This is a genomic window from Nonomuraea sp. NPDC052265 (assembly GCF_044547985.1).
GTDB lineage: Bacteria > Actinomycetota > Actinomycetes > Streptosporangiales > Streptosporangiaceae > Nonomuraea.
This window is the reverse complement of sequence record NZ_JBIUBJ010000004.1, coordinates 378,381-397,473: the sequence shown is the minus strand read 5'-3', so window position 1 is coordinate 397,473 and position 19,093 is coordinate 378,381. Positions and strand designations below refer to the sequence as shown.

Here is a 19,093-nt window from a genome sequence, read left to right as displayed (position 1 = left end):
GTAATGTTTGTCACCGAACGAGCTGATGAGGAGAGACCATGCGCCTGGCCGACGTCGACCTCGCCGACCCCGGCAGGTTCACCGACGGCGTGACCCCGTGGCGGATGTTCGACGTGCTGCGCGAGCGGTCGCCCGTCCACTGGCAGGACGAGCACGGGCACGGCAAGGGCTTCTGGGCGGTCACCAGGCACGCCGACATCGTGGCCGTCGGCCGCGACCCGGAGACGTTCACCTCCGAGGGCTTCACCAACCTGGAGGAGGTGGACGAGCGGCAGGCCGCGATCCGGCGCTCCATGCTGGAGACCGACGGCCCCCGCCACCACGCGCTGCGGCGGCTGCTGCTGCGCGACTTCTCGGCCAGGGCGGTGGCCGGCTACGAGGTCTTCCTGCGCGGCCTGACCGCCACGACCCTGGACGCCGCCCTGCCCAAGGGCGAGTTCGACTTCGTCAAGGAGGTCGCCGCCGACTTCCCGATCAACGTGCTGGCCCGCATGCTCGACGTGCCCGACACCCAGCGGCTCATCGACTGGGGCAACCAGATCATCGAGAACACCGACCCGGACCGGCTGCGCGAGAGCGAGGCGTTCAGGGACCTGCCCTTCCGCAGCCCCGCCTCCCTGGAGGTCTTCGAGTACGGCCGCGAGCTGGCCGCCCGCCGGCGCGGCGGCGACGGCACGGACCTGGTCAGCAGGCTCGTCAACCAGGCGCCCGCGGACGGCCTGCCGCTGTCGCGGCGCGACTTCGACAACTACTTCCTGCTGCTGGTCGTGGCCGGGAACGAGACCACCCGGCACGCCATCTCGCACGCCATGCTCGCCCTCATGGAGCACCCCGCCCAGCTCGACCGGCTGCGCGCCGACCCGGCGCTGATGCCGCGCGCCGTGGACGAGTTCCTGCGCTGGGCCTCACCCGTCTACCACTTCCGCCGTACCGCCACCCGCGACGTCACCCTGCACGGCCGCCGCGTCGCCGCCGGCGACAAGGTCGTCATGTGGTACGCCTCGGGCAACAGGGACGAGCGGGTCTTCCCCGCCCCGTACCGGTTCGACGTGGGCAGGGACGCCGACGAGCACCTGACGTTCGGCAGGGGAGGCCCGCACTACTGCCTCGGCGGCGCGCTGGCCAGGCTGGAGATCCGGGTGCTGTTCGAGGAGCTGCTGCCGCGCCTGTCGTCGATCGAGCTCGCCGGCCAGGTGCGCAGGATCCGCTCGAACTTCGTCAACGGCATCAAGGAGCTGCCGGTCAGATGCTCTCCAGGTGCTCCATGACGCGCTTGAGCGAGCCGGCCAGCTCGCGCCGCTGATCGCTGTCGAGCTCCTTGACCACGAACGCCTCCTGCCGGTTGAACTCCGGGAACAGCTCGCGCATCAGCCGCTCGCCGGTCGCGGTGAGCGCCAGCATGACCCGGCGGCCGTCCGTGGGATGCGGGTGGCGCCGCAGGTGACGGTAGGACTCCAGGGTCTTGACCACGCCCGTGAGCGTGCCCTTGGAGATGCCCGCCTCGGCGGCGACGTGGCGGGTCTCGCTCTCGCCCCAGATCCACACCACCCACATCACCACGAACCCCGTCCAGGTCAGGCCCGTGTCGCGCAGAACGGTCTGCTCCAGGTGGTTGCGGATGGCCGAGGAGGCGCGGTAGACGTTCGAGACCGCCCACATGGCCTCGAAGTCGATGTTGAGGTCGCCCAGCCGCTGGCCGATGGCCTCCTCGGTCTGGCGCAGCGTGTGGTGTCCCGTCATGGCAGGCAAGTATATTCGGTACCTAACAATCTTCGCGATGACGGCTCACGAACGGCACCAAACGACCCGGCCGCCGAACACCGTCAGGTCCACGGGGGCCGCCACGACGTCCTCGTCCGCCGTCGCCGCGCTGACGCACAGGTCGGCGACCTTGCCCGGGGTGAGCGTGCCCTTCCAGCCTTCGGCGAAGTCCTGCCGCGCTCCCGCGATCGTATAGGTGGCCAGGGCCTCCTCCAGCGAGACGCCCTCGCCGTCGCGGTCGACCAGCGCGGCCACGCCCGCCCGCCAGTCCGGCGTGACCACGCGCCAGGCGCCGTCCTTGAGCCGGACGATCTTCCCGGCCCGGTCGGAGAAGTGCCGGGCGGCCTGCCTGAAGGAGGTGAGCGGCACGTTCTTCGAGGTCATCAGCGCCCGCCAGTCCTTCAGCGCGGGCGAGTCCGCCTCGGTGAACGGCTCGAACTCGGCGTTGGCGTACATGCCGTCCCCGTCGGGGCCGAGGGCCTCGGCGACGGCCTCGGTGTAGGGCGCGGTGGTCATCAGCCAGTCGATCCCGGTGACGTCCTGCTGCCTGACGACCTTCATCCAGGCGATCGCCATCGGCTCGGTGCCGTTGTACAGGACCGCCTGGCAGCCCTCCCGCCGGGCCCGCAGCACGAACGGCGTCGGGTCGGAGCCCGGCTCGACCGTGCGGTCGTCCGGGGTGAGCTTCTTGCCGGTCAGGGCGGTCCAGCTCTTCACGGCCCCGCCGTAGGCGTCGTTGGTGTTGCCGAGGATCGCCGGGAACATGCAGACCTTGTCCCGCTTGAGCACCTCGGAGGCGTAGTAGAGGTTGATCGCCATGTTGAGGTACGGGCCGGTGTTCACCGGGGAGACCGCCGGGGACTCGAAGCAGGTCGGGTCGACGCCGGTGCCCTGGACGGAGACGATCCGCGACTGCGGGCAGGGGGCGTTCACGGCGCAGTCGACGCCGGACGAGGCGGTCGGCGGCTCGTCGGACAGGCCGCATCCGGCGGCCGGGAGCAGGACGGCGAGCGGGACGGCGAGTGCCCTCTTGGGGATCACGGGCGACCTCTCTGCGGATTTTAGAGGGATCGTAAGGTGCCAAACGACTGGTTCAAGAGCTATCTTGATGGAGATCGTTCGGGTATGAATGCAAGATGATGCAACCGCGCATGCAACTCGTGCTGTCCGAGAACTGGACGATGACCTCGGCCCGCGACCTGCCGGTGCTGGTCCGATGGGCACGCGAGGCCGAGGACGCCGGGTTCGACTCGGTCATGATCAGCGAGCACATGGTGCTCGGCCCCGACGCCGGCGCCCGGGGCCGCATGGCCAACCCCCGCGAGTACGCGCTGCCCGGCAACCAGGACCCGTTCACGCCGTGGCCGTACTCGCTGGGCCTGCTGGCGGCCGTCGCCTCGGTCACCTCCCGGCTGCGCCTGGCCGCCGCCGCGGTGCTCGCCCCGCTGCGCCACCCGCTGGCGCTGGCCCGCGAGCTCGGCACGCTGGACCTGCTGTCGGAGGGCCGGCTGATCGTGCTGCCCACCGTGAGCTGGAGCCGCGACGAGTACGCCGCGCTCGGCGTGCCCTTCGAGCGGCGCGGGCAGTTGCTCGACGAGCACCTGGAGATCTGGGAGCTGCTCTGGCGGGACTCCCCGGTCACCTACCACGGGCGGCACTACCGCTTCGACGAGGTGTACTTCGAGCCGAAGGCGTACCGGGAGAGCGGGCCCGCGCTGTGGTTCGGCGGCGCGCGGACGAGCGGCCACCTGCTGCGCCGGATGGCCCGCTGGGGCAGCGGGTTCAACCCGCTCGGCTACCCGCCCGCCGAGGACATGAAGGCGCTGGCCGACGGCATGAAGGCGGCCGGTCGTGACATCGGCGAGCTGGAGCTGGCCGGCGGCACGCGGGCGGTCTTCCCCGACGCCGTCTCCTGCGCGCCGCTCGGCCCCGCCCTGGAGCACATCCCGGCCCGGATGGCCGAGGGGTACACCACGTTCTGCGTCAAGCCGTCGCAGTTCATCGACGACCCGGACGGCGTGGGCGCGTTCTGCCGCGAGGTCATGCGGCGGGTGGGCGAGCTGACCGGGTGAGGACGTCGCGCGGCCGGCCCTCATCCGGCCGCGCGACGGGATCATGGGACGAGCGCCTCCCGGACCAGGGCCGTGTCGGTGAACTGTTCGAAACGGGTGGCCACGCCGTCCTCCAGGTGCCAGACGTGGGTGAAGCGCACCTTCATCGCCTTGCCGGTGGCCCGGTAGGTGCCGCTGTAGTGGCCGATCACCACGACCACGTCGCCGCCGTCCACGAACTCCTCCGGCTCGGCCTGGTAGCCGTCCCACTCGCTGCCCAGCTTGGCGAACACCTCCGACAGCACCTGCTCCGGCCCCACGTACGTGCCCGCGTACGGGAAGCCGGCCATCTCCGTCCACCGGGCCCGCGGGCCCAGCAGGGACACGATGCCGTTCACGTCGCCGGCCGCCGAGGCCGCGTAGGAGGCGCGTACGGCGTCGAGATTGTCGCTCATCTGTGTTTCTCCTCAGACCGGTTCCTCACCGGCCGGATAGGTGACCTGACCCAGCGGCTCGATGTGCGCGCCGCCGGGGGAGTGGTGGATCTCGCCCTCGCCCGACAGGCCGAAGAAGGTGCCGACGGTGCGCAGGGCGGTCCAGTCGTAGAGCCAGGTGGCCGCCACCGGGATGCGGAACTCCCGGAAGGTGAACACGTACAGGCCGTCGGCGATCTTCCAGGCGGCGGCCAGGTCGACGTCGCCGTGGCCGCGCTGCGCGCCGGCCAGGCACTGCCAGGCGTAGCGCTCGGAACTGAGGTAGACGTGCTCGTAGAGGTGCTCGGGGCTGTAGCGGTACAGGGCCCGCCGGCCGATCAGCTCGCGGGTCGGCGCGGGCGGCTCGCCGGTGACCTCCCGGCCCTCGATCACGCCGGGCGTGAACGTCTGGGAGACCCGCGGCTGCCCCGGGACCGGCTCGGGCGCGATGACCGAGACGACGCGCAGCGCCCGGCCCGTGCCCGTGTGCAGCACGGTGACCGTGTACTCGCGGGGCCGCTCGGTGTGCGCGCGGCCGACGTAGAACAGGTCCTCGCGCATGGCCACGGCCTCGTACGGCTCGGCGGGCCCGCCGTCGGCGTGCACCTTGTAACGGCCCGCGAAGGCCAGGGACGTCTTGCTGCCGTCGTCGAAGGTGAGGTCCACCTCGGTGCCCGCGAGCGCGTACGTGGCCGGAAGGCGGTTCGTGGCGATCCCGGGCGCGAAATCGTCCATGTTCTTCCAACCGGCTGGGCGATCGGTCATGGCCGCTCCTTCCTCCACGAATTCGTCTATGAAATCATATAGCTTCCCGTTGTGAAGGAGTAGGCGATGAGGCTCAAGGGAAAGGTCGCGCTGATCACCGGGGCGGGCACCGGCATCGGCGCGGCGACCGCCCGCAGGTTCGCCGCCGAGGGCGCCTCGGTGCTGCTGACCGGCCGCCGGCCCGGGCCGCTGGCCGAGGTGGCCGCGGACCTGGGCGACGCGGCGGCCGTGGTCTGCGCGGACATGTCCGACACCGCCCAGGCGCGGGCGGCGGTCGAGGCGTGCCTGGGCCGCTTCGGCGGACTCGACGTGGTGGTGGCCAACGCGGGCGGCCACGGGGGAGGGCCGGTCGGCGAGACCGACGACGCCTCCTGGCGGCTCAGCCTCGACGCCAACCTCAACACCTGCTTCGTGACCTGCCGGGAGGCGCTGCCGGCGCTGGTGCGGTCGAAGGGGGCGATCGTCGTCGTGTCGTCGATCGCGGGCCTGGCCGCCGGCCCGGCCGTCTCGGGATACGTCACGACGAAACACGCGCTCATCGGCCTGACCCGCTCGATCGCCCGCGACTACGGGCCCCGGGGCGTCCGGGCCAACTGCCTGTGCCCCGGCTGGGTCCGCACGCCGATGGCCGACGAGGAGATGGACGTGCTGGTCGGCCGGGACGGCATCACCCGCGACGCGGCGTACGAGCTGGTCACCAAGCACGTGCCGCTGCGCCGCCCGGCCACCGCCGACGAGATCGCCGCGATCTGCCTGTTTCTCGCCTCGCCCGACAGCGCCGTCATGACCGGCAGCGTGGTCGTGGCCGACGGGGGCGCGACCGCCGTCGACCTGCCCACCCTCGCCTTCGACTGATCATCGACGCCTAGGACGCCGTTTCCGGGGCAAAGGGGAGTTCTTCCGCAAACCCCCAGGAGGAACGGTGAGCACCGCACAGAGCGCGGGCCGCGAAGCCATGGACGCGGGCCGTGAAGCCAAGGACGCGGCCCGCAGAGCGGCCGACAGCCCGGCGATGACCACGCTGGCCCGCGTGGGGCTGGCCTGCCGCGGCGTGCTGTACGCGCTGATCGGCGTGCTGGCGTTGCAGATCGCCTTCGGCGACGGCTCGCGCCAGGCCGACAAGTCCGGAGCCATCACCACCATCGCCGGACTGCCCTTCGGCCAGGTGCTGCTGTGGATCATGACGGTCGGCTTCGCCGGGCTGGCGCTGTGGCAGGCGTCGGAGGCGCTGTTCAGCCACCGCAAGGCCACCGATCGGGTCCAGTCGGGCTTCCGCACCGGCGTGTACGTCCTGATCTTCGTGACCTTGCTGAGCGTGCTGCTGGCCGGCCAGGCCAAGTCCGACGACAAGCAGTCGCAGAACCTGACGGGCAAGCTGCTCGACCTGCCCGGCGGCCAGGTCATCGTCGGCCTGGTCGGCCTCGGCATCGTCGCCCTCGGCATCTACTGGATCTACGAGGGCGCCACCAAGAAGTTCGAGCGCGAGCTCGACCTCGGCCGCATGTCGCCCAAGGCCCGCAAGGTGATGGAACGGCTCGGCCAGGCCGGCTACATCGCCCGCGGCGTGATCACCGGCGGCGCCGGCGTCTTCGTCGGCTACGCGGCGATCACCTTCGACCCCGACAAGGCCGGCGGCATCGACGCCACCCTGCGGCGCTTCGCCGACACGCCGGTGGGGCCGTGGCTGCTCGCGGTGGTGGCGCTCGGGCTGCTGCTGTTCGCGGGCTACTGCTTCGGCGAGTCCCGCTGGCGCCGCACCTGACGGCGTCCCGGCCACGCGCCTGAGCGGCGGGCCCCGGACGGGGACCCGCCGCTCACGCGCGTCCGCGCCCTGGTCAGGCGGCCGGAGGGGTTCAGCCGAGGCCGAAGCGGGGGATCGGCAGGTCCTCGGTGGCGACGTGCACGATATGCGCCTCGGTGTAGACGTCGATGCTGTACCGGCCGCCCTCCCTGCCGAGCCCGCTGGCCTTCACACCGCCGAAGGGCGTGCGCAGGTCGCGGATGTTCTGGGAGTTGATCCAGAGCATGCCGGCCTCGACGGACTGGGCCAGGCGGTGGGCGCGGCGCAGGTCGCTGGTCCACACGTAGGCGGCCAGGCCGTACCGGGTGGCGTTGGCCAGCTTCAGGGCCTCCTTCTCGGTGGAGAAGGGGGTGACGCGGACGACCGGGCCGAAGATCTCCTCCTGGAAGATCCGCATCTCGGGCGTCACGTCGGCGAAGACCGTGGCGGCCAGGAAGTTGCCCTCGGGCAGCCCGTCCGGACGGCCGCCGCCGGTCACCAGGCGGGCGCCCTCCTCGACGCCGGCCCGCACGTACGACATGACCCGCTCGTAGTGCTCGGGATGGATGAGCGCGCCCAGCTCGGTCGCCAGGTCGTGCGGCGGGCCGACGCGCACCCGCGCCGCACGCCAGGCGAGCCGGTCCACGAACTCCTCGTAGACGGTGTCCTGGACGAGCACCCGCGAGCTGGCCGTGCAGCGCTCGCCGTTGAGCGAGAAGACGCCGAAGACGGCCGCGTCGAGCGCCCGTTCCAGGTCGGCGTCGTCGAAGACGAGCAGCGGCGACTTGCCGCCCAGCTCCATCGACAACGTCTTCAGGCCGGTGGCGGCGTCGCGCATGATCGTCCGGCCGGTGGCGGTCTCGCCGGTGAAGGAGATCACCGGCACGTCGGGATGGGCCACCAGCGCCGCCCCGGCCGCGTGATCAGCCCGGCCACGCCGCCCGGCTTGCGCACGACGTAGTTGAGCTGGGCCGAGCCGACGCGGTAGACGTCCTCGCCCAGGCTGCTGATGACGTCGGCGAAGAAGCGGAAGTTGTGCGCCGCGCGCCGGGCCTGGCCCCTGGCCTGGGTGATGGGCAGCCCGGTGTCGCCGCACTCCAGCTCGGCGATGCGCTCGTCGCGCGCCTCGATGGCCGCCGCGATCCCGCGCAGCACCGCCGCCCGCTGCTCGCCCGCCATCCGCGGCCACGGCCCGTCGGTGAACGCCTTGAGCGCGGCGCGCACGGCGAGGCCGACGTCCTCGGCGTCCCCCGAGGCGACGGTCAGCGCGGGGCGGTTGGTCGCGGGTTCGAGCGAGGAGAAGGTCTGGCCGGACACGCTGGGCACGTGGGCCCCGTCGATGTAGTGCTCCAGGTTCAACGGGTGATCTCCTTGCACTGGGACGGCGGCTCCCCGGCCACGGGTGCGATCGATCCCCTCTCGGACGTGCGGCCGGACCGCCATCTCCTGGCACTCCTCCACCCCGCCACGATGATCTCCCAGGTGGAAGGCCCAGCGGGAGGCCCCTCGAACCCGTCAAATCGTATAGGACATCGTCGATGATACATGGGGAACCTATGGACAGAAATATCTGATGTCGTACATGATTTGTCCATCGGGGCAGGACCCCTGACCGGGTAGCCCGCCGTGGTGTCCAGGCTCGTCCCCGCCCTGGCCGCGCTCGCCGCAGCCGGCGCCGGACGAGCTGCGCGGCCGGCTGCGCTCGGCCTGTCCGGGAGAGGGCGATGGAGACCTTTGACGTCGTCGTGGTCGGTGCGGGCTCGGCGGGCGCCGCGGTGGCCCGCCGGCCGGCCGACGACGGCGCGCTGCGGGAATGGGCGGGACCGGAGCTCCACCCCGGTGACCGTGAACTGTCCGAGCACAAAGAGAGGACTGTGGTGACAATGATCGGGGAGCGGTGCGCGGACATGGTCCGAGAGGAGATCGGCTCATGACCGGCCTGTACATCGGCGGCGCCTGGGGCCCGGCCGCGGACGGCGCGACGTTCGCCACGCTGGACCCGGCCGAGGCCACCGTCATCACCGAGTGCGCCGAGGCGGGCCCGGCCGACGTGGAGCGCGCGGTGGCGGCGGCCAGGGCCGCGCTGGACGACCCGGCCTGGGCCGAGATGCCCGCCGCCGCCCGAGCCCGGCTGCTGTGGAAGGTGGCCGACCTGGTGGAGGAGCACGCCGACGAGCTGGCCGAGCTGGAGACCAGGGACAACGGCCAGCCGCTCGCGGTGGCGCGGAACGTGACCGTGCCCGGCACCGCCGAACATTTCCGATATTTCGCAGGATGGTGTACGAAGATCGAGGGCTCGGTGCTGCCCGTCTCGTCCCCCGACACCCTGCACTACACCCGGCGCGAGCCCGTCGGCGTGTGCGCGCTCATCACCCCGTGGAACTTCCCGCTGATGATCGCCGCCTGGAAGCTCGCCCCCGCCCTGGCCTGCGGCAACACGGTGATCGTCAAGCCCGCCGAGCAGACCCCGCTGACCACCGTCCGGCTGGTGGAGCTGATGGCGCTCGCGGGCTTCCCGCCCGGCGTGGTGAACCTGCTGACCGGCGGCCCGGAGACCGGGGCGGCCCTGGCCGGGCACGCGGGCGTGGACAAGATCTCCTTCACCGGCTCGACCTCGGTCGGCCGGTCGCTCGTGCACGCCAGTGCGGGCAACCTCAAGCGCCTGACGCTGGAGCTCGGCGGCAAGACCCCGAGCATCATCGCCGCCGACGCCGACATCGACGCCGCGGTGGCGGGCAACGTCCAGGGCGCGCTGTTCAACAGCGGCCAGGTCTGCGCCGCGTACTCGCGCTTCTACGTGGACCGCAAGCGGGCCGACGAGTTCACCTCGAAGATGGCCGCCGCGGCCGACGCGCTCAAGGTCGGACCGGGCCTCGACCCGGCCACCGACCTCGGCCCGCTGATCAGCGAGGAGCACCTGATGGCCGTGGACGCCCACGTCCGCAGCGCGCTGTACGATGGCGCGCAACTCGTCACCGGTGGCAGGCGCGCCGACGGCCCCGGCTACTTCTACCGGCCCACCGTGTTCGCCGAGGTGACCGACGCCATGGCCGTGGCCCGCGAGGAGGTGTTCGGACCCGTCATCCCGGTGCTGGCCTACGACGACCCCGAGGAGATCGTCGGCCGCGCCAACGGACTGGAGTACGGCCTGGCCGCCTCCGTCTGGACCGACGACCTGTCCACCGCCCACCGCCTGGCCGCCCGGATCAGGGCGGGAGCCGTGTTCATCAACATGATCCACGTGCCCGACGCCGCCACCACGTGGGGCGGCTACAAGGCCAGCGGGTGGGGCAGGGAGATGGGCCCGTACGCCATCGACGCCTACACCGAGGTCAAGGGCGTCTGGACGCACCTGAGGAGGGTGTGATGGGAGAGCTCGTCCTGGCAGCCAAGATCACGCATGTGCCGTCGATCTGGCTGTCGATCCAGCCGGGCAGGCACTTCGGCATCCGCCGGCCCGCCGAGCTGGCCCTGACCGAGGTCGGCAGGCGGGCGCGCGAGCTGGGGGTGGACACGTTCCTGATCGCCGACACCCACTGGATGAACAGCATCGGCTTCCACCTCAACGGCAAGGAGCGCCACCGCGGCTCCTACGCCAGCCATGAGCTGCCGCACTTCATCCACGACCTGGACTACGACTACCCGGGCGACCCCGGACTGGCCGAGCTGATCCGCGCCGAGATCGTCGCGGGCGGCCAGAAGGCGCTCGTGCACACCTACCGCGACCTGGGCCTGGAGTACGCGACGCTGGTCCCGATGCACTTCATGAACGAGGACTCCGCCGTGCGGGTGTTGCCGATCGGCTGCAACATCTACTCCTCGATCGACGAGAACCGGCGCATCGGCGAGGCGCTGCTGCGCGGCATCCAGCAGAGTGACCGCCGGGTCGCGTTCCTGGCCAGCGGCTCGCTCTCGCACGCCTTCCCCTCCAACGAGACCGCCGAGTCGCTGCTCAACGAGGTCAGCAGCCCACTCAACCGGAAGATCGACATGGCCGTGCTGGACATGTGGGCCGAAGGGCGCATCGGCGAGTTCCTGGACATGTTGCCCGACTACAACGTGCGGTGCGCGGGGGAGGGCGCGATGGCGGACACGGCGATGTTGTTCGGGCTGCTGGGGTGGCGGTCGTACAAGGGGCGGGGGGAGCAGTTGTGCCCGTATTTCGGCTCGACGGGAACGGGCCAGGTGGTCGTGGACTTTCCCGTTCCCGCGTACGATAAGATCTGAAATCATATGTGAAATAGGACAGACGGAGGCTCTGTGGCGAGGCTGTTCTCCCGATGGCCCGGCCTCCGTCACCCCGGCGGGCGGCGCGGACGGGCCGCCCGCGCGGGCCGGCAGCCATCCGACCCTTCGGCCGCGACCGTCGCGGGCCGGCCCGGCGGGCCCGCGCGTCGCCCGTGCCGGGAAGGGCTGCCAGAGGCGGCTTTCCCGGCACGCGCGTGGGCGCGAAAGGCGTCGTCCGTGCTCGTCGTCGGGCAAGATGATGGGATGACAGCGGGCATCCAGCGTATCGTCGAGGTGACCCCGGGGGCGGGGCCGGTGAGGGCTCCGGGCGGTCACGTCGGAGTGCCGGCGGGCGCGGGCCCGCGCGGCGCCATCGTGAAGGTCCTGCAGAGGTGATGGTGAGCAGTACGAGAAAACCGGCCCAGGCCAAGCGGCCCAAGGGCTCCAAGGCCGAGATCAGCTACGACCTGCTGCGGGCCCGCATCCTCGACGGCACGTACGGCCCCGGCTACCGCCTGGTCATGGACCAGCTCGCCAGGGAGACCGGCGTCAGCACGATCCCGCTGCGCGAGGCCGTGCGCAGGCTGCAGTCCGACGGGCTGGTCGAGGTCGTGCGCAACATCGGGGCCCGGGTCGCCGTCTTCGACTCGGTGCAGGTCGAGCACACCCTCAACGTGCTGGCCCGGCTGGAGGGCTACGCCACGGCCATCTGCGCGCCCCACATGGACGCGGCCAAGATCCAGGAGTCGCGCGAGATCAACGAGCGGATGAAGGAGGCGCTGGAGGAGTTCGACCCAACCTCCTTCACCGCCCTCAACCGCGAGTTCCACTTCTCGCTCTACCGCCACTGCCCCGACGGGCACCTCAACGCCCTGCTGGAGTCGGAGTGGGCCCGGCTCGACCACATGCGCCGCTCCAGCTTCACGTACGTGCCGGGGCGGGCGCGCAAGTCGGTGGAGGAGCACGACCAGCTGCTGGGCCTGATCGAGGGCGACGCCGAGGCCGAGGTGATCGAGCGGGCGGCCCGCAACCACAAGATCGCCACCGCGGACGCCCTGCACACCGCCCAGGTCTCCCGGCAGCACTGATCTCCCGGCGGCCCTGACGTCCCGCGGCGGGGCTCGGGGCTCCAGGCTGAAGACCGCCCACTCCTCGCCCGGCGCGAGCCCCGCCGGCTCGCGCCCGCACTCGCGGGCCGCCCGCGTCCAGGGTGCGTCCGGTGTCGTCCCACGTCTGGTGGACCAGGGCGCGCGCCGCCCGGAAGGCCGCCTCGGCGCGGGCGAAGCCGGCGTGGAAGGTCTCACTGGCGGCGAGCCGGCCCGGCCGTCCCGCGCGGGTGGTGACGTGCCGGAGCAGCTCGTCCAGCAGGCGGCGGCCGACGCCCAGCGCCCAGCCGGAGTGGCAGATCAGCGCCTGGTCCGGCAGGCCGAGCCGGTAGATCGCGCCGCCGCGCAGCGGCTCCCTCCGCCCGAACGGGTGCGTCCGCGACTGCGGCACGAAGGCGCCGTCGACGGCGTAGTCGACGCTGCCCGTGGCGCGCAGGCCCAGGACGGCGGACATCCCGGCGAGCCCTCATCCGGGCGGCCGGCTACCCCGTCCTCGGCGTGCCGTCCGCACCTGGACGAGGGGGTGGCTTTGCATGAACATGCGTTGCAATGCATAATCTTCTTCTATGTCCAAGGTTCTCACCTCCCTGCCCACCGGCGAGCGGGTCGGCATCGCCTTCTCCGGCGGTCTCGACACCTCGGTGGCCGTCGCGTGGATGCGCGACAAGGGCGCCGTCCCGTGCACCTACACCGCCGACATCGGCCAGTACGACGAGCCCGACATCGCCTCGGTGCCCAGCCGCGCGCTGGCCTACGGGGCCGAGCTCGCGCGCCTGGTCGACTGCCGCGCCGCGCTGGTCGAGGAGGGCCTGGCCGCGCTCACCTGTGGCGCGTTCCACATCCGCTCGGGCGGCCGGGCGTACTTCAACACCACGCCGCTCGGCCGTGCCGTCACCGGGACCCTGCTGGTGCGGGCCATGCTCGAGGACGAGGTGCAGATCTGGGGCGACGGCTCGACGTTCAAGGGCAACGACATCGAGCGCTTCTACCGCTACGGCCTGCTGGCCAACCCCCACCTGCGCATCTACAAGCCCTGGCTCGACGCCGACTTCGTCACCGAGCTCGGCGGGCGCAAGGAGATGTCGGAGTGGCTGCTCGCCCACGGGCTGCCCTACCGCGACAGCACCGAGAAGGCGTACTCCACCGACGCCAACATCTGGGGCGCCACCCACGAGGCCAAGACCCTCGAACACCTCGACACCGGCATCGAGACCGTCGACCCGATCATGGGCGTGCGCTTCTGGGACCCCGAGGTCGAGGTCCTCCCCGAGGACGTCACCATCGGCTTCGACCAGGGCCGCCCGGTCACGATCAACGGCAAGGAGTTCGGCTCCCCGGTCGACCTGGTCATGGAGGCCAACGCGATCGGCGGCCGGCACGGCCTGGGCATGTCCGACCAGATCGAGAACCGCATCATCGAGGCCAAGAGCCGCGGCATCTACGAGGCCCCCGGCATGGCGCTGCTGCACGCCGCCTACGAGCGCCTGGTCAACGCCATCCACAACGAGGACACCCTGGCCACGTACCACAACGAGGGCCGGCGGCTCGGCCGGCTCATGTACGAGGGCCGCTGGCTCGACCCGCAGGCGCTCATGCTGCGCGAGTCGCTGCAGCGCTGGGTCGGCACGGCGGTCACCGGCGAGGTCACCCTGCGGTTGCGGCGCGGCGAGGACTACTCGATCCTCGACACCGCCGGCCCGGCCTTCAGCTACCACCCCGACAAGCTGTCGATGGAGCGCACCGAGGACTCCGCGTTCGGCCCGGTCGACCGCATCGGCCAGCTCACCATGCGCAACCTGGACATCGCCGACTCGCGCGCCAAGCTGGAGCAGTACGCCACGCTCGGCATGGTCGGCACCACCCACCCCGCGCTGATCGGCGCCGCCCAGGCGGCCTCGACCGGCCTCATCGGCGCGATGCCGCAGGGCGGCGCCGAGGCCATCGCCTCGCGCGGCGAGGTCTCCGAGGACGACGAGCTGCTCGACCGCGCCGCCATGGAGCTCGGCACCGACTGACCGCCTCCCGGGCCGCCTCCCGGGCCGCCCACGCGGCCCGGGACCGCGGGCGCCCACCCGCCGGGCCGGCTCAGCCGAAGTCCGGCCGGGGGGCTTGCGGGGCGTTCGCGGCCGCGTCGGCGAAGACGGCCGACTGCTCGCACGCCGGTGGCGGCGGCTGCTCCATGAGCGCCTGGATCGCGGACCTGCGCTTCTCCAGGCCCGCCTCGTCGATGCTGATCCGCGGCCGGTTCCGGCTCTTGTCGTCGGTCATGCTCGGCAACCGTAGTGAGCCGCACGTCAACGTGGGGCAACGTCACCGTCTTGTTTGGGCGGGGTCACCCCGCCGGGGCGGCGCCGCCGCCCGGTCTGTTCCGGTTTTCCGCCATCGAGGTCGGCGGCCGAGCCCCATGGCGGCCCGCTTCCCGGCTGCCTAGCGTTGACCTTCGTGATCAGTCTCGACGGTTTGACCAAGCGGTACGGCGACCGGACGGCGGTGGACGACCTGTCGCTGGAGCTGAGGCCGGGCGCGGTGACCGGGTTCCTCGGGCCCAACGGCGCGGGGAAGTCCACCACCATGCGGCTCGTCCTCGGGCTGGACCGGCCCTCGGCGGGCACGGCGCTCATCGGCGGCGTGCCGTACCACCGGATCAGGAACCCGCTGCGGACGGTCGGCGCGCTGCTCGACGCGCGGGCGCCGCACCCCGGGCGCAGCGGACGGGCGCACCTGACGGCGCTGGCCCGCAGCAACGGGATCCCCGTGCGGCGGGTGGCCGAGGTGCTGGAGAGCGTCGGCATGGCCGGGGCGGCGGGCCGCCGGGCCGGGGCGCTCTCGCTCGGCATGAGCCAGCGGCTCGGCATCGCCGCCGCGCTGCTCGGCGACCCGGAGGTGCTGCTGTTCGACGAGCCCGTCAACGGGCTCGACCCCGACGGCGTGCGGTGGGTGCGGCAGCTCATGCGGTCGCTGGCCGCCGAGGGCCGCACGGTGTTCGTCTCCAGCCATCTGATGAGCGAGATGCAGCTCACGGCCGACCACCTGGTGGTGATCGGCAAGGGCCGGCTGATCGCCGACGCGCCCCTGGCCGAGGTCATCGGGCGCAGCTCGCTGACGGCCGTGCTGGCGCGCACCCCGCACGCCGGGGAGCTGGCCGAACGCCTGCGCGCCGCCGGGATCGCCGCCGAGCGCGTCGCCGAGAACGAGGTCGTCGCCACCGGCGCGCCCGTCGAGCGGGTGGGCGACCTGGCGCACGAGGCCGGGATCAGGCTGCACGGGCTGCGCGCCCGGGAGGCGTCCCTGGAGCAGGCCTACCAGGAGCTGACGGAGAGCAGTGTGGAGTACGGGGCGACGGGAGCGGGCGCGTGACGAGCACGTTGTGGCAGGCGGCATGGGCCGAGTGGGGGAAGTTGTGGTCGGTCCGGTCCACGTGGTGGTGCCTGGCCTGCGCGGCGGCGCTCATGGTGCTGACCGCCGTGACCCTGGCCGCGGCCGCCGCCACCGACGCGGTGCGCGACGCGGTTCCCGGCGCGCGGGTGACGGCGAGCGAGTCCGTGGTGTCGGCCACGTCGTTCGTGCAGTTCGCGCTGGTCGCCCTGGCCATGCTGGCGATCACGGCCGAGTACTCCTCCGGCGGCATCAGGGTCACCCTGCTGGCCACGCCGGTGCGCGGGGTCGTGCTGGCCGCCAAGGCGCTGGTGGTGGCGCCGGTGATGTTCGCCGCCGGGGTGCTGTCGGGGGCGGTGGCGACGGCGGCGGTCTACCTTCTGCTGCAGGCCGACGCGTTCGGCGGGCTCGTCGTGCTGCCGTTCGGGGAGGCCGTGCGGGACGTGGTGGGCGCGGGCGCGTTCTTCGCCCTGGTGTCGGTGATGACGCTGGGCGTCGGGGCCGCGATGCGCAGCGCGGCGGGCACGCTGACCGTGGTGTTCATGCTGCTCCTGGGCCTGCCGCTGGTGCTGCTGATGACCGGGAGCCAGGCGGCGCTGGACGCCTCGATGCGCATGCCGACGTTCGCCGGGCTGGCGTTCATGGGGAGCGTGGACAACATGACCGGCGGGCCCGTCCCGTACTCGGCGGGGGAGGGGCTGGCGTGGCTGCTGGCCTGGGCGGCGGCGGCGCTGGCGGCGGGCTACACCGCACTGCGCCGCCGGGACGCGTAGGTCTCGGGCCCGTGCGGGACAAGCCGCCGGGACGGGTGAGTTCCCGGCCCGTGTGGGACAAACCGCCGGGACGCCTAGACTTCGGGCCCGTGTCGGGCAACCGGGGGAACGGGGGCGGCCGGGCCGCCAAGGCGCTGGCCGGGGTGCTGGCGGGCATGGCGCTCGGCGTGGTCGAGCTGGCCTTCCTCTGCCTGGCCTGGCCCGCGTCGCTGGTCCCGGCCGCGCGCCCCCTGGCCAGGCGCGGCGTGGCCGGGCTCATGGCGCTCGAACGCGCCCGGCTGACCAGATGGTTCGACCACCCCGCCCCCACCCGCGACGGCGGCTACGCCTACCTCGCCGCCCGGGCCGCCCTGGGCGTGCTCGGCGGGTACGGCTGCGCCACCGCCCTGTTCGTCGGCGGCCTGCTGCTGGGCGGCGGCGCGTGGGAGCTGATCAGGGGCGGTTCCGACCCCGTCCCCGTCGAGCTGCCGGGTGTCAGGGTCGTCACCACCGGCGGCGTGCTCGGCCTGACCGGCGGCGTGGCCCTGCTGGCGGTGACCGTGCTGCTCGCCCTGGCCGCCGGGGTCCTGGAACGCCGCCTGGCCGCCCACTTCCTCGGCCCCGGCGGCCGCGAGCTCATGCGCCGCCGCATCGCCGAGCTGACCGCGACCCGCTCGGGCATCGTCCGGGCCGTGGACGACGAGCGCCGCCGGATCGAACGCGACCTGCACGACGGCGTCCAGCAGCGCGGCGTGGCGCTGGCCATGCTGCTCGGCCGGGCCAGGCACGGCCAGGACCACGCCAGGAACGCCGAATTGGTCGACCAGGCCTACGCCGAGTCCCGCCGCCTGCTGGACGAGCTGCGCAGCGTCGCCTGGCGCATCTACCCCACCGCCCTGGACGAGCTGGGGCTCAAGGCCGCCCTGGCCGGCGTCGCCGAACGCGCCGCCGTGCCGGTCACCGTCCACTACGGGCTGTCGGCGCGGCCCGCCACGGAGATCGAGACCGCCCTGTACTTCGTCACCAGGGAGGCGATCACCAACGCGGTCAAGCACGCCCGCGCCCGTGACATCCTGGTCGTCGTGAGCGAGGACGAACGGACGGTGAGCGTGGCGATCTCCGACGACGGCGGCGGCGGCGCCGACCCCGCGGGCGGCGGCCTGTCCGGGCTGGCCCGCCGCGTCCTGGCGCTCGACGGCGCGTTCACCGTGGACAGCCCGCCCGGCGGGCCCACGAAGATCGTCGCCACGCTGCCGAAGGAGCCGCCGTGCGGCTGATCCTGGCCGACGACTCGGTGCTGCTGCGCGAGGGCCTGACCCGGCTGCTGGCCGAGGCCGGGCACGAGGTCGTCGCGGCCGTGGGCGACGCGCCCGCGCTGCTGGCCGCCGTCGCCGGCCACCGGCCCGACGTGGCGGTGGTCGACGTGCGCATGCCGCCCGGTCACAAGGACGAGGGCCTGCGGGCGGCCCTGGAGATCCGCGCGCGGTGGCCCGAGGTGGGCGTGCTCGTCCTGTCCCAGTACGTCGAGCCCCACTACGCCGCCACCCTGCTGTCCGGGCCCGCCGAGGGGCTCGGCTACCTGCTGAAGGACCGGGTCTCGGAGGTGGCCGACTTCCTCGGCTCGCTCGACCGCGTACGCGCCGGCGGCACGGCCTTCGACCCCGAGGTCGTGCGACAGCTCCTCGCCCGCACGAGTCACGCCGACCCGCTGAGCCGGCTGAGCCCGCGCGAGTCCGAGGTGCTGGCGCACCTGGCCCAGGGGCTGGTCAACGCGGCCATCGCCGAGCGCCTGCACGTCTCGGCGTCCACGGTGGAGAAGCACGTCAACGCCATCATGGACAAGCTCGACCTGCCGCGCGACACGGGCTACAGCAGGCGCGTGCTGGCGATCCTGCGCTACCTGGAGGGCTGACCCGGCCGCCCGGCCCGGCGGCGGCCCTCACACCTCGATCACGCGGGGCAGGGCCGGAGGGTTCGGCCGTGGTTGCCACTCGCGCGGGTAGCCGAGCGAGACCTCCATGAACGGCACGCCGTCGTGGTGGGTCAGGCGCGGGATGTGCAGGTGGCCGTACACGACGGCGGCGGCGTCGTAGTCGAGGTGCCAGCGGGCGGTGCGCTCGGTGCCGCACCACTGGGCGAACTCCGGATGTCTGAGGATCCGGGTCGGCTCGCGGACCAGGGGATAGTGGTTGACCAGCACGGTCGGCAGCCCCGGCGGCCGGGCGGCCAGCCGCGCCTCGGTCAGCTCGACCCTGGCCGCGCACCAGGCGTCCAGGCCGGGGTGGGGGTCGGGGTGGAGCATGACCTCGTCGGTGCAGACGATCCCCGCGTCGTAGGCCGTCGCCAGGGACTCCTCCTTGGTCGTCGCACCCTCCGGGCGCCAGGTGTAGTCGTACAGGACGAACAGCGGCGCCACCGTGACCGGGCCGCGCGCCCCCTCCCACACCGGGTACGGATCCTCCGGCGTCAGGACGCCGAGGTCGCGGCAGAGCTCCACCAGGTACCGGTAGCGCTCCTCGCCGCGCAGCCGCACCGGGTCGCGGGCGGGCGTCCACAGCTCGTGGTTGCCCGGCGCCCAGACCACCTTCGCGAACCGGCCGGCCAGCCGGCGCAGCGCCCAGGCGATGTCCGTCGTCAGCTCGCCGACGTCACCCGCCACGAGCAGCCAGTCGCCGTCCGACCCGGGGCGCAGCTCCTCGACGAGCCTGCGGTTGTCGGGATGGTGCACGTGCAGGTCGCTGACGGCGAGCAGACGGGGAACGATGATCACGTCTCGGATCGTACGCCGCCGTGGGCGGTCCAT

At 72.6% G+C, this 19,093-nt stretch carries 21 protein-coding genes and 1 pseudogene; 13 read left to right on the top strand and 9 right to left on the bottom strand.

All coding sequences use genetic code 11. The features are described from left to right. The first annotated feature begins 38 nt into the window (after nucleotides 1-38). Entirely contained in the window at nucleotides 39-1,268 is a 1,230-nt protein-coding gene (locus ACIHAD_RS15450) for a cytochrome P450 (RefSeq protein WP_397355069.1), read from the top strand. Here ACIHAD_RS15450 and ACIHAD_RS15445 read toward each other — a convergent pair. Both ACIHAD_RS15445 and ACIHAD_RS15440 read right to left on the bottom strand, forming a co-directional pair. Beyond that, a complete protein-coding gene (locus tag ACIHAD_RS15445) occupies nucleotides 1,243-1,740 on the bottom strand; it encodes a MarR family winged helix-turn-helix transcriptional regulator (RefSeq protein ID WP_397355068.1) in 498 nt (165 codons plus the stop codon). The two genes, ACIHAD_RS15450 and ACIHAD_RS15445, sit on opposite strands and share 26 nt — an antisense overlap. Nucleotides 1,741-1,785: 45 nt before the next feature. Then, complete coding sequence (locus ACIHAD_RS15440) at nucleotides 1,786-2,802, bottom strand: ABC transporter substrate-binding protein (protein ID WP_397355067.1); 1,017 nt, start codon at nucleotides 2,800-2,802, stop codon at nucleotides 1,786-1,788. A gap of 95 nt (nucleotides 2,803-2,897) precedes the next feature. On the opposite strand from ACIHAD_RS15440, the gene ACIHAD_RS15435 reads away from it, so the two are divergent. Next, nucleotides 2,898-3,833 carry a TIGR03619 family F420-dependent LLM class oxidoreductase gene (locus ACIHAD_RS15435; protein WP_397355066.1) on the top strand — a complete coding sequence of 312 codons (936 nt, stop codon included), beginning with the start codon at nucleotides 2,898-2,900 and terminating at the stop codon, nucleotides 3,831-3,833. 41 nt (nucleotides 3,834-3,874) lie between these two features. On the opposite strand, the gene ACIHAD_RS15430 is transcribed toward ACIHAD_RS15435, so the two are convergent. Beyond that, nucleotides 3,875-4,267 carry a nuclear transport factor 2 family protein gene (locus ACIHAD_RS15430; protein ID WP_397355065.1) on the bottom strand — a complete coding sequence of 131 codons (393 nt, stop codon included), beginning with the start codon at nucleotides 4,265-4,267 and terminating at the stop codon, nucleotides 3,875-3,877. A 12-nt stretch (nucleotides 4,268-4,279) separates the two neighbouring features. Then, complete coding sequence (locus tag ACIHAD_RS15425; RefSeq protein ID WP_397355064.1) at nucleotides 4,280-5,050, bottom strand: MoaF C-terminal domain-containing protein; 771 nt, start codon at nucleotides 5,048-5,050, stop codon at nucleotides 4,280-4,282. Nucleotides 5,051-5,116: 66 nt separating this feature from the next. Between ACIHAD_RS15425 and ACIHAD_RS15420 the strand changes: the two genes are divergently transcribed. Both ACIHAD_RS15420 and ACIHAD_RS15415 read left to right on the top strand, forming a co-directional pair. Then, nucleotides 5,117-5,905: an SDR family NAD(P)-dependent oxidoreductase gene (locus ACIHAD_RS15420; RefSeq protein WP_397355063.1), complete on the top strand. Its 789-nt coding sequence runs from the start codon at nucleotides 5,117-5,119 to the stop codon at nucleotides 5,903-5,905. A gap of 67 nt (nucleotides 5,906-5,972) precedes the next feature. After that, nucleotides 5,973-6,812: a DUF1206 domain-containing protein gene (locus tag ACIHAD_RS15415; protein ID WP_397355062.1), complete on the top strand. Its 840-nt coding sequence runs from the start codon at nucleotides 5,973-5,975 to the stop codon at nucleotides 6,810-6,812. Nucleotides 6,813-6,903: 91 nt separating this feature from the next. On the opposite strand, the gene ACIHAD_RS15410 is transcribed toward ACIHAD_RS15415, so the two are convergent. Both ACIHAD_RS15410 and ACIHAD_RS15405 read right to left on the bottom strand, forming a co-directional pair. Next, complete coding sequence (locus ACIHAD_RS15410) at nucleotides 6,904-7,731, bottom strand: aldehyde dehydrogenase family protein (RefSeq protein WP_397355061.1); 828 nt, start codon at nucleotides 7,729-7,731, stop codon at nucleotides 6,904-6,906. Further along, nucleotides 7,707-8,189: an aldehyde dehydrogenase family protein gene (locus ACIHAD_RS15405; protein WP_397355060.1), complete on the bottom strand. Its 483-nt coding sequence runs from the start codon at nucleotides 8,187-8,189 to the stop codon at nucleotides 7,707-7,709. Before ACIHAD_RS15405 ends, ACIHAD_RS15410 begins: the two co-directional genes overlap by 25 nt. A 365-nt stretch (nucleotides 8,190-8,554) precedes the next feature. Here ACIHAD_RS15405 and ACIHAD_RS15400 point away from each other — a divergent pair, with 365 nt between their 5' ends. The 4 genes from ACIHAD_RS15400 (at nucleotide 8,555) to ACIHAD_RS15385 (ending at nucleotide 12,145) form a co-directional block, all read left to right on the top strand. Then, nucleotides 8,555-8,764, top strand: coding sequence for a hypothetical protein (locus ACIHAD_RS15400; RefSeq protein ID WP_397355059.1), 210 nt, complete (start codon nucleotides 8,555-8,557; stop codon nucleotides 8,762-8,764). Continuing rightward, entirely contained in the window at nucleotides 8,761-10,197 is a 1,437-nt protein-coding gene (locus tag ACIHAD_RS15395) for an aldehyde dehydrogenase family protein (protein WP_397355058.1), read from the top strand. Before ACIHAD_RS15400 ends, ACIHAD_RS15395 begins: the two co-directional genes overlap by 4 nt. Next, entirely contained in the window at nucleotides 10,197-11,057 is an 861-nt protein-coding gene (gene hpaD / locus ACIHAD_RS15390; protein WP_397355057.1) for a 3,4-dihydroxyphenylacetate 2,3-dioxygenase, read from the top strand. The genes ACIHAD_RS15395 and hpaD overlap by 1 nt, the downstream gene beginning before the upstream one ends. A gap of 395 nt (nucleotides 11,058-11,452) precedes the next feature. Beyond that, the gene (locus tag ACIHAD_RS15385; RefSeq protein ID WP_397355379.1) at nucleotides 11,453-12,145 is read left to right on the top strand and encodes a GntR family transcriptional regulator; all 693 of its coding nucleotides are present in this window, start codon (nucleotides 11,453-11,455) and stop codon (nucleotides 12,143-12,145) included. Nucleotides 12,146-12,284: 139 nt separating this feature from the next. Here ACIHAD_RS15385 and ACIHAD_RS15380 read toward each other — a convergent pair. Continuing rightward, nucleotides 12,285-12,617, bottom strand: a pseudogene (locus ACIHAD_RS15380) (hypothetical protein); the annotation flags it as partial. 112 nt (nucleotides 12,618-12,729) lie between these two features. Here ACIHAD_RS15380 and argG point away from each other — a divergent pair. Further along, a complete protein-coding gene (gene argG / locus ACIHAD_RS15375; protein ID WP_397355056.1) occupies nucleotides 12,730-14,178 on the top strand; it encodes an argininosuccinate synthase in 1,449 nt (482 codons plus the stop codon). Between the two features lie 70 nt (nucleotides 14,179-14,248). Here argG and ACIHAD_RS15370 read toward each other — a convergent pair whose 3' ends face one another. Beyond that, on the bottom strand, nucleotides 14,249-14,431 hold the full coding sequence (locus tag ACIHAD_RS15370; protein ID WP_397355055.1) for a hypothetical protein: 183 nt from the start codon (nucleotides 14,429-14,431) through the stop codon (nucleotides 14,249-14,251). A gap of 174 nt (nucleotides 14,432-14,605) precedes the next feature. Here ACIHAD_RS15370 and ACIHAD_RS15365 point away from each other — a divergent pair, with 174 nt between their 5' ends. From ACIHAD_RS15365 to ACIHAD_RS15350, 4 genes are all read left to right on the top strand, one after another. After that, the gene (locus ACIHAD_RS15365; protein WP_397355054.1) at nucleotides 14,606-15,520 is read left to right on the top strand and encodes an ABC transporter ATP-binding protein; all 915 of its coding nucleotides are present in this window, start codon (nucleotides 14,606-14,608) and stop codon (nucleotides 15,518-15,520) included. Then, complete coding sequence (locus tag ACIHAD_RS15360; RefSeq protein ID WP_397355053.1) at nucleotides 15,517-16,311, top strand: ABC transporter permease; 795 nt, start codon at nucleotides 15,517-15,519, stop codon at nucleotides 16,309-16,311. Before ACIHAD_RS15365 ends, ACIHAD_RS15360 begins: the two co-directional genes overlap by 4 nt. Nucleotides 16,312-16,400: 89 nt before the next feature. Further along, nucleotides 16,401-17,567 (top strand): sensor histidine kinase, encoded by a 1,167-nt coding sequence (locus tag ACIHAD_RS15355; RefSeq protein WP_397355052.1) that lies wholly within the window; start codon nucleotides 16,401-16,403, stop codon nucleotides 17,565-17,567. Then, complete coding sequence (locus tag ACIHAD_RS15350; RefSeq protein ID WP_397355051.1) at nucleotides 17,558-18,202, top strand: LuxR C-terminal-related transcriptional regulator; 645 nt, start codon at nucleotides 17,558-17,560, stop codon at nucleotides 18,200-18,202. Before ACIHAD_RS15355 ends, ACIHAD_RS15350 begins: the two co-directional genes overlap by 10 nt. Before the next feature lie 27 nt (nucleotides 18,203-18,229). Here the strand turns inward: ACIHAD_RS15350 and ACIHAD_RS15345 are convergent, their stop codons facing one another. Next, nucleotides 18,230-19,057 carry a metallophosphoesterase family protein gene (locus ACIHAD_RS15345; protein ID WP_397355378.1) on the bottom strand — a complete coding sequence of 276 codons (828 nt, stop codon included), beginning with the start codon at nucleotides 19,055-19,057 and terminating at the stop codon, nucleotides 18,230-18,232. Nucleotides 19,058-19,093: the final 36 nt, after the last annotated feature.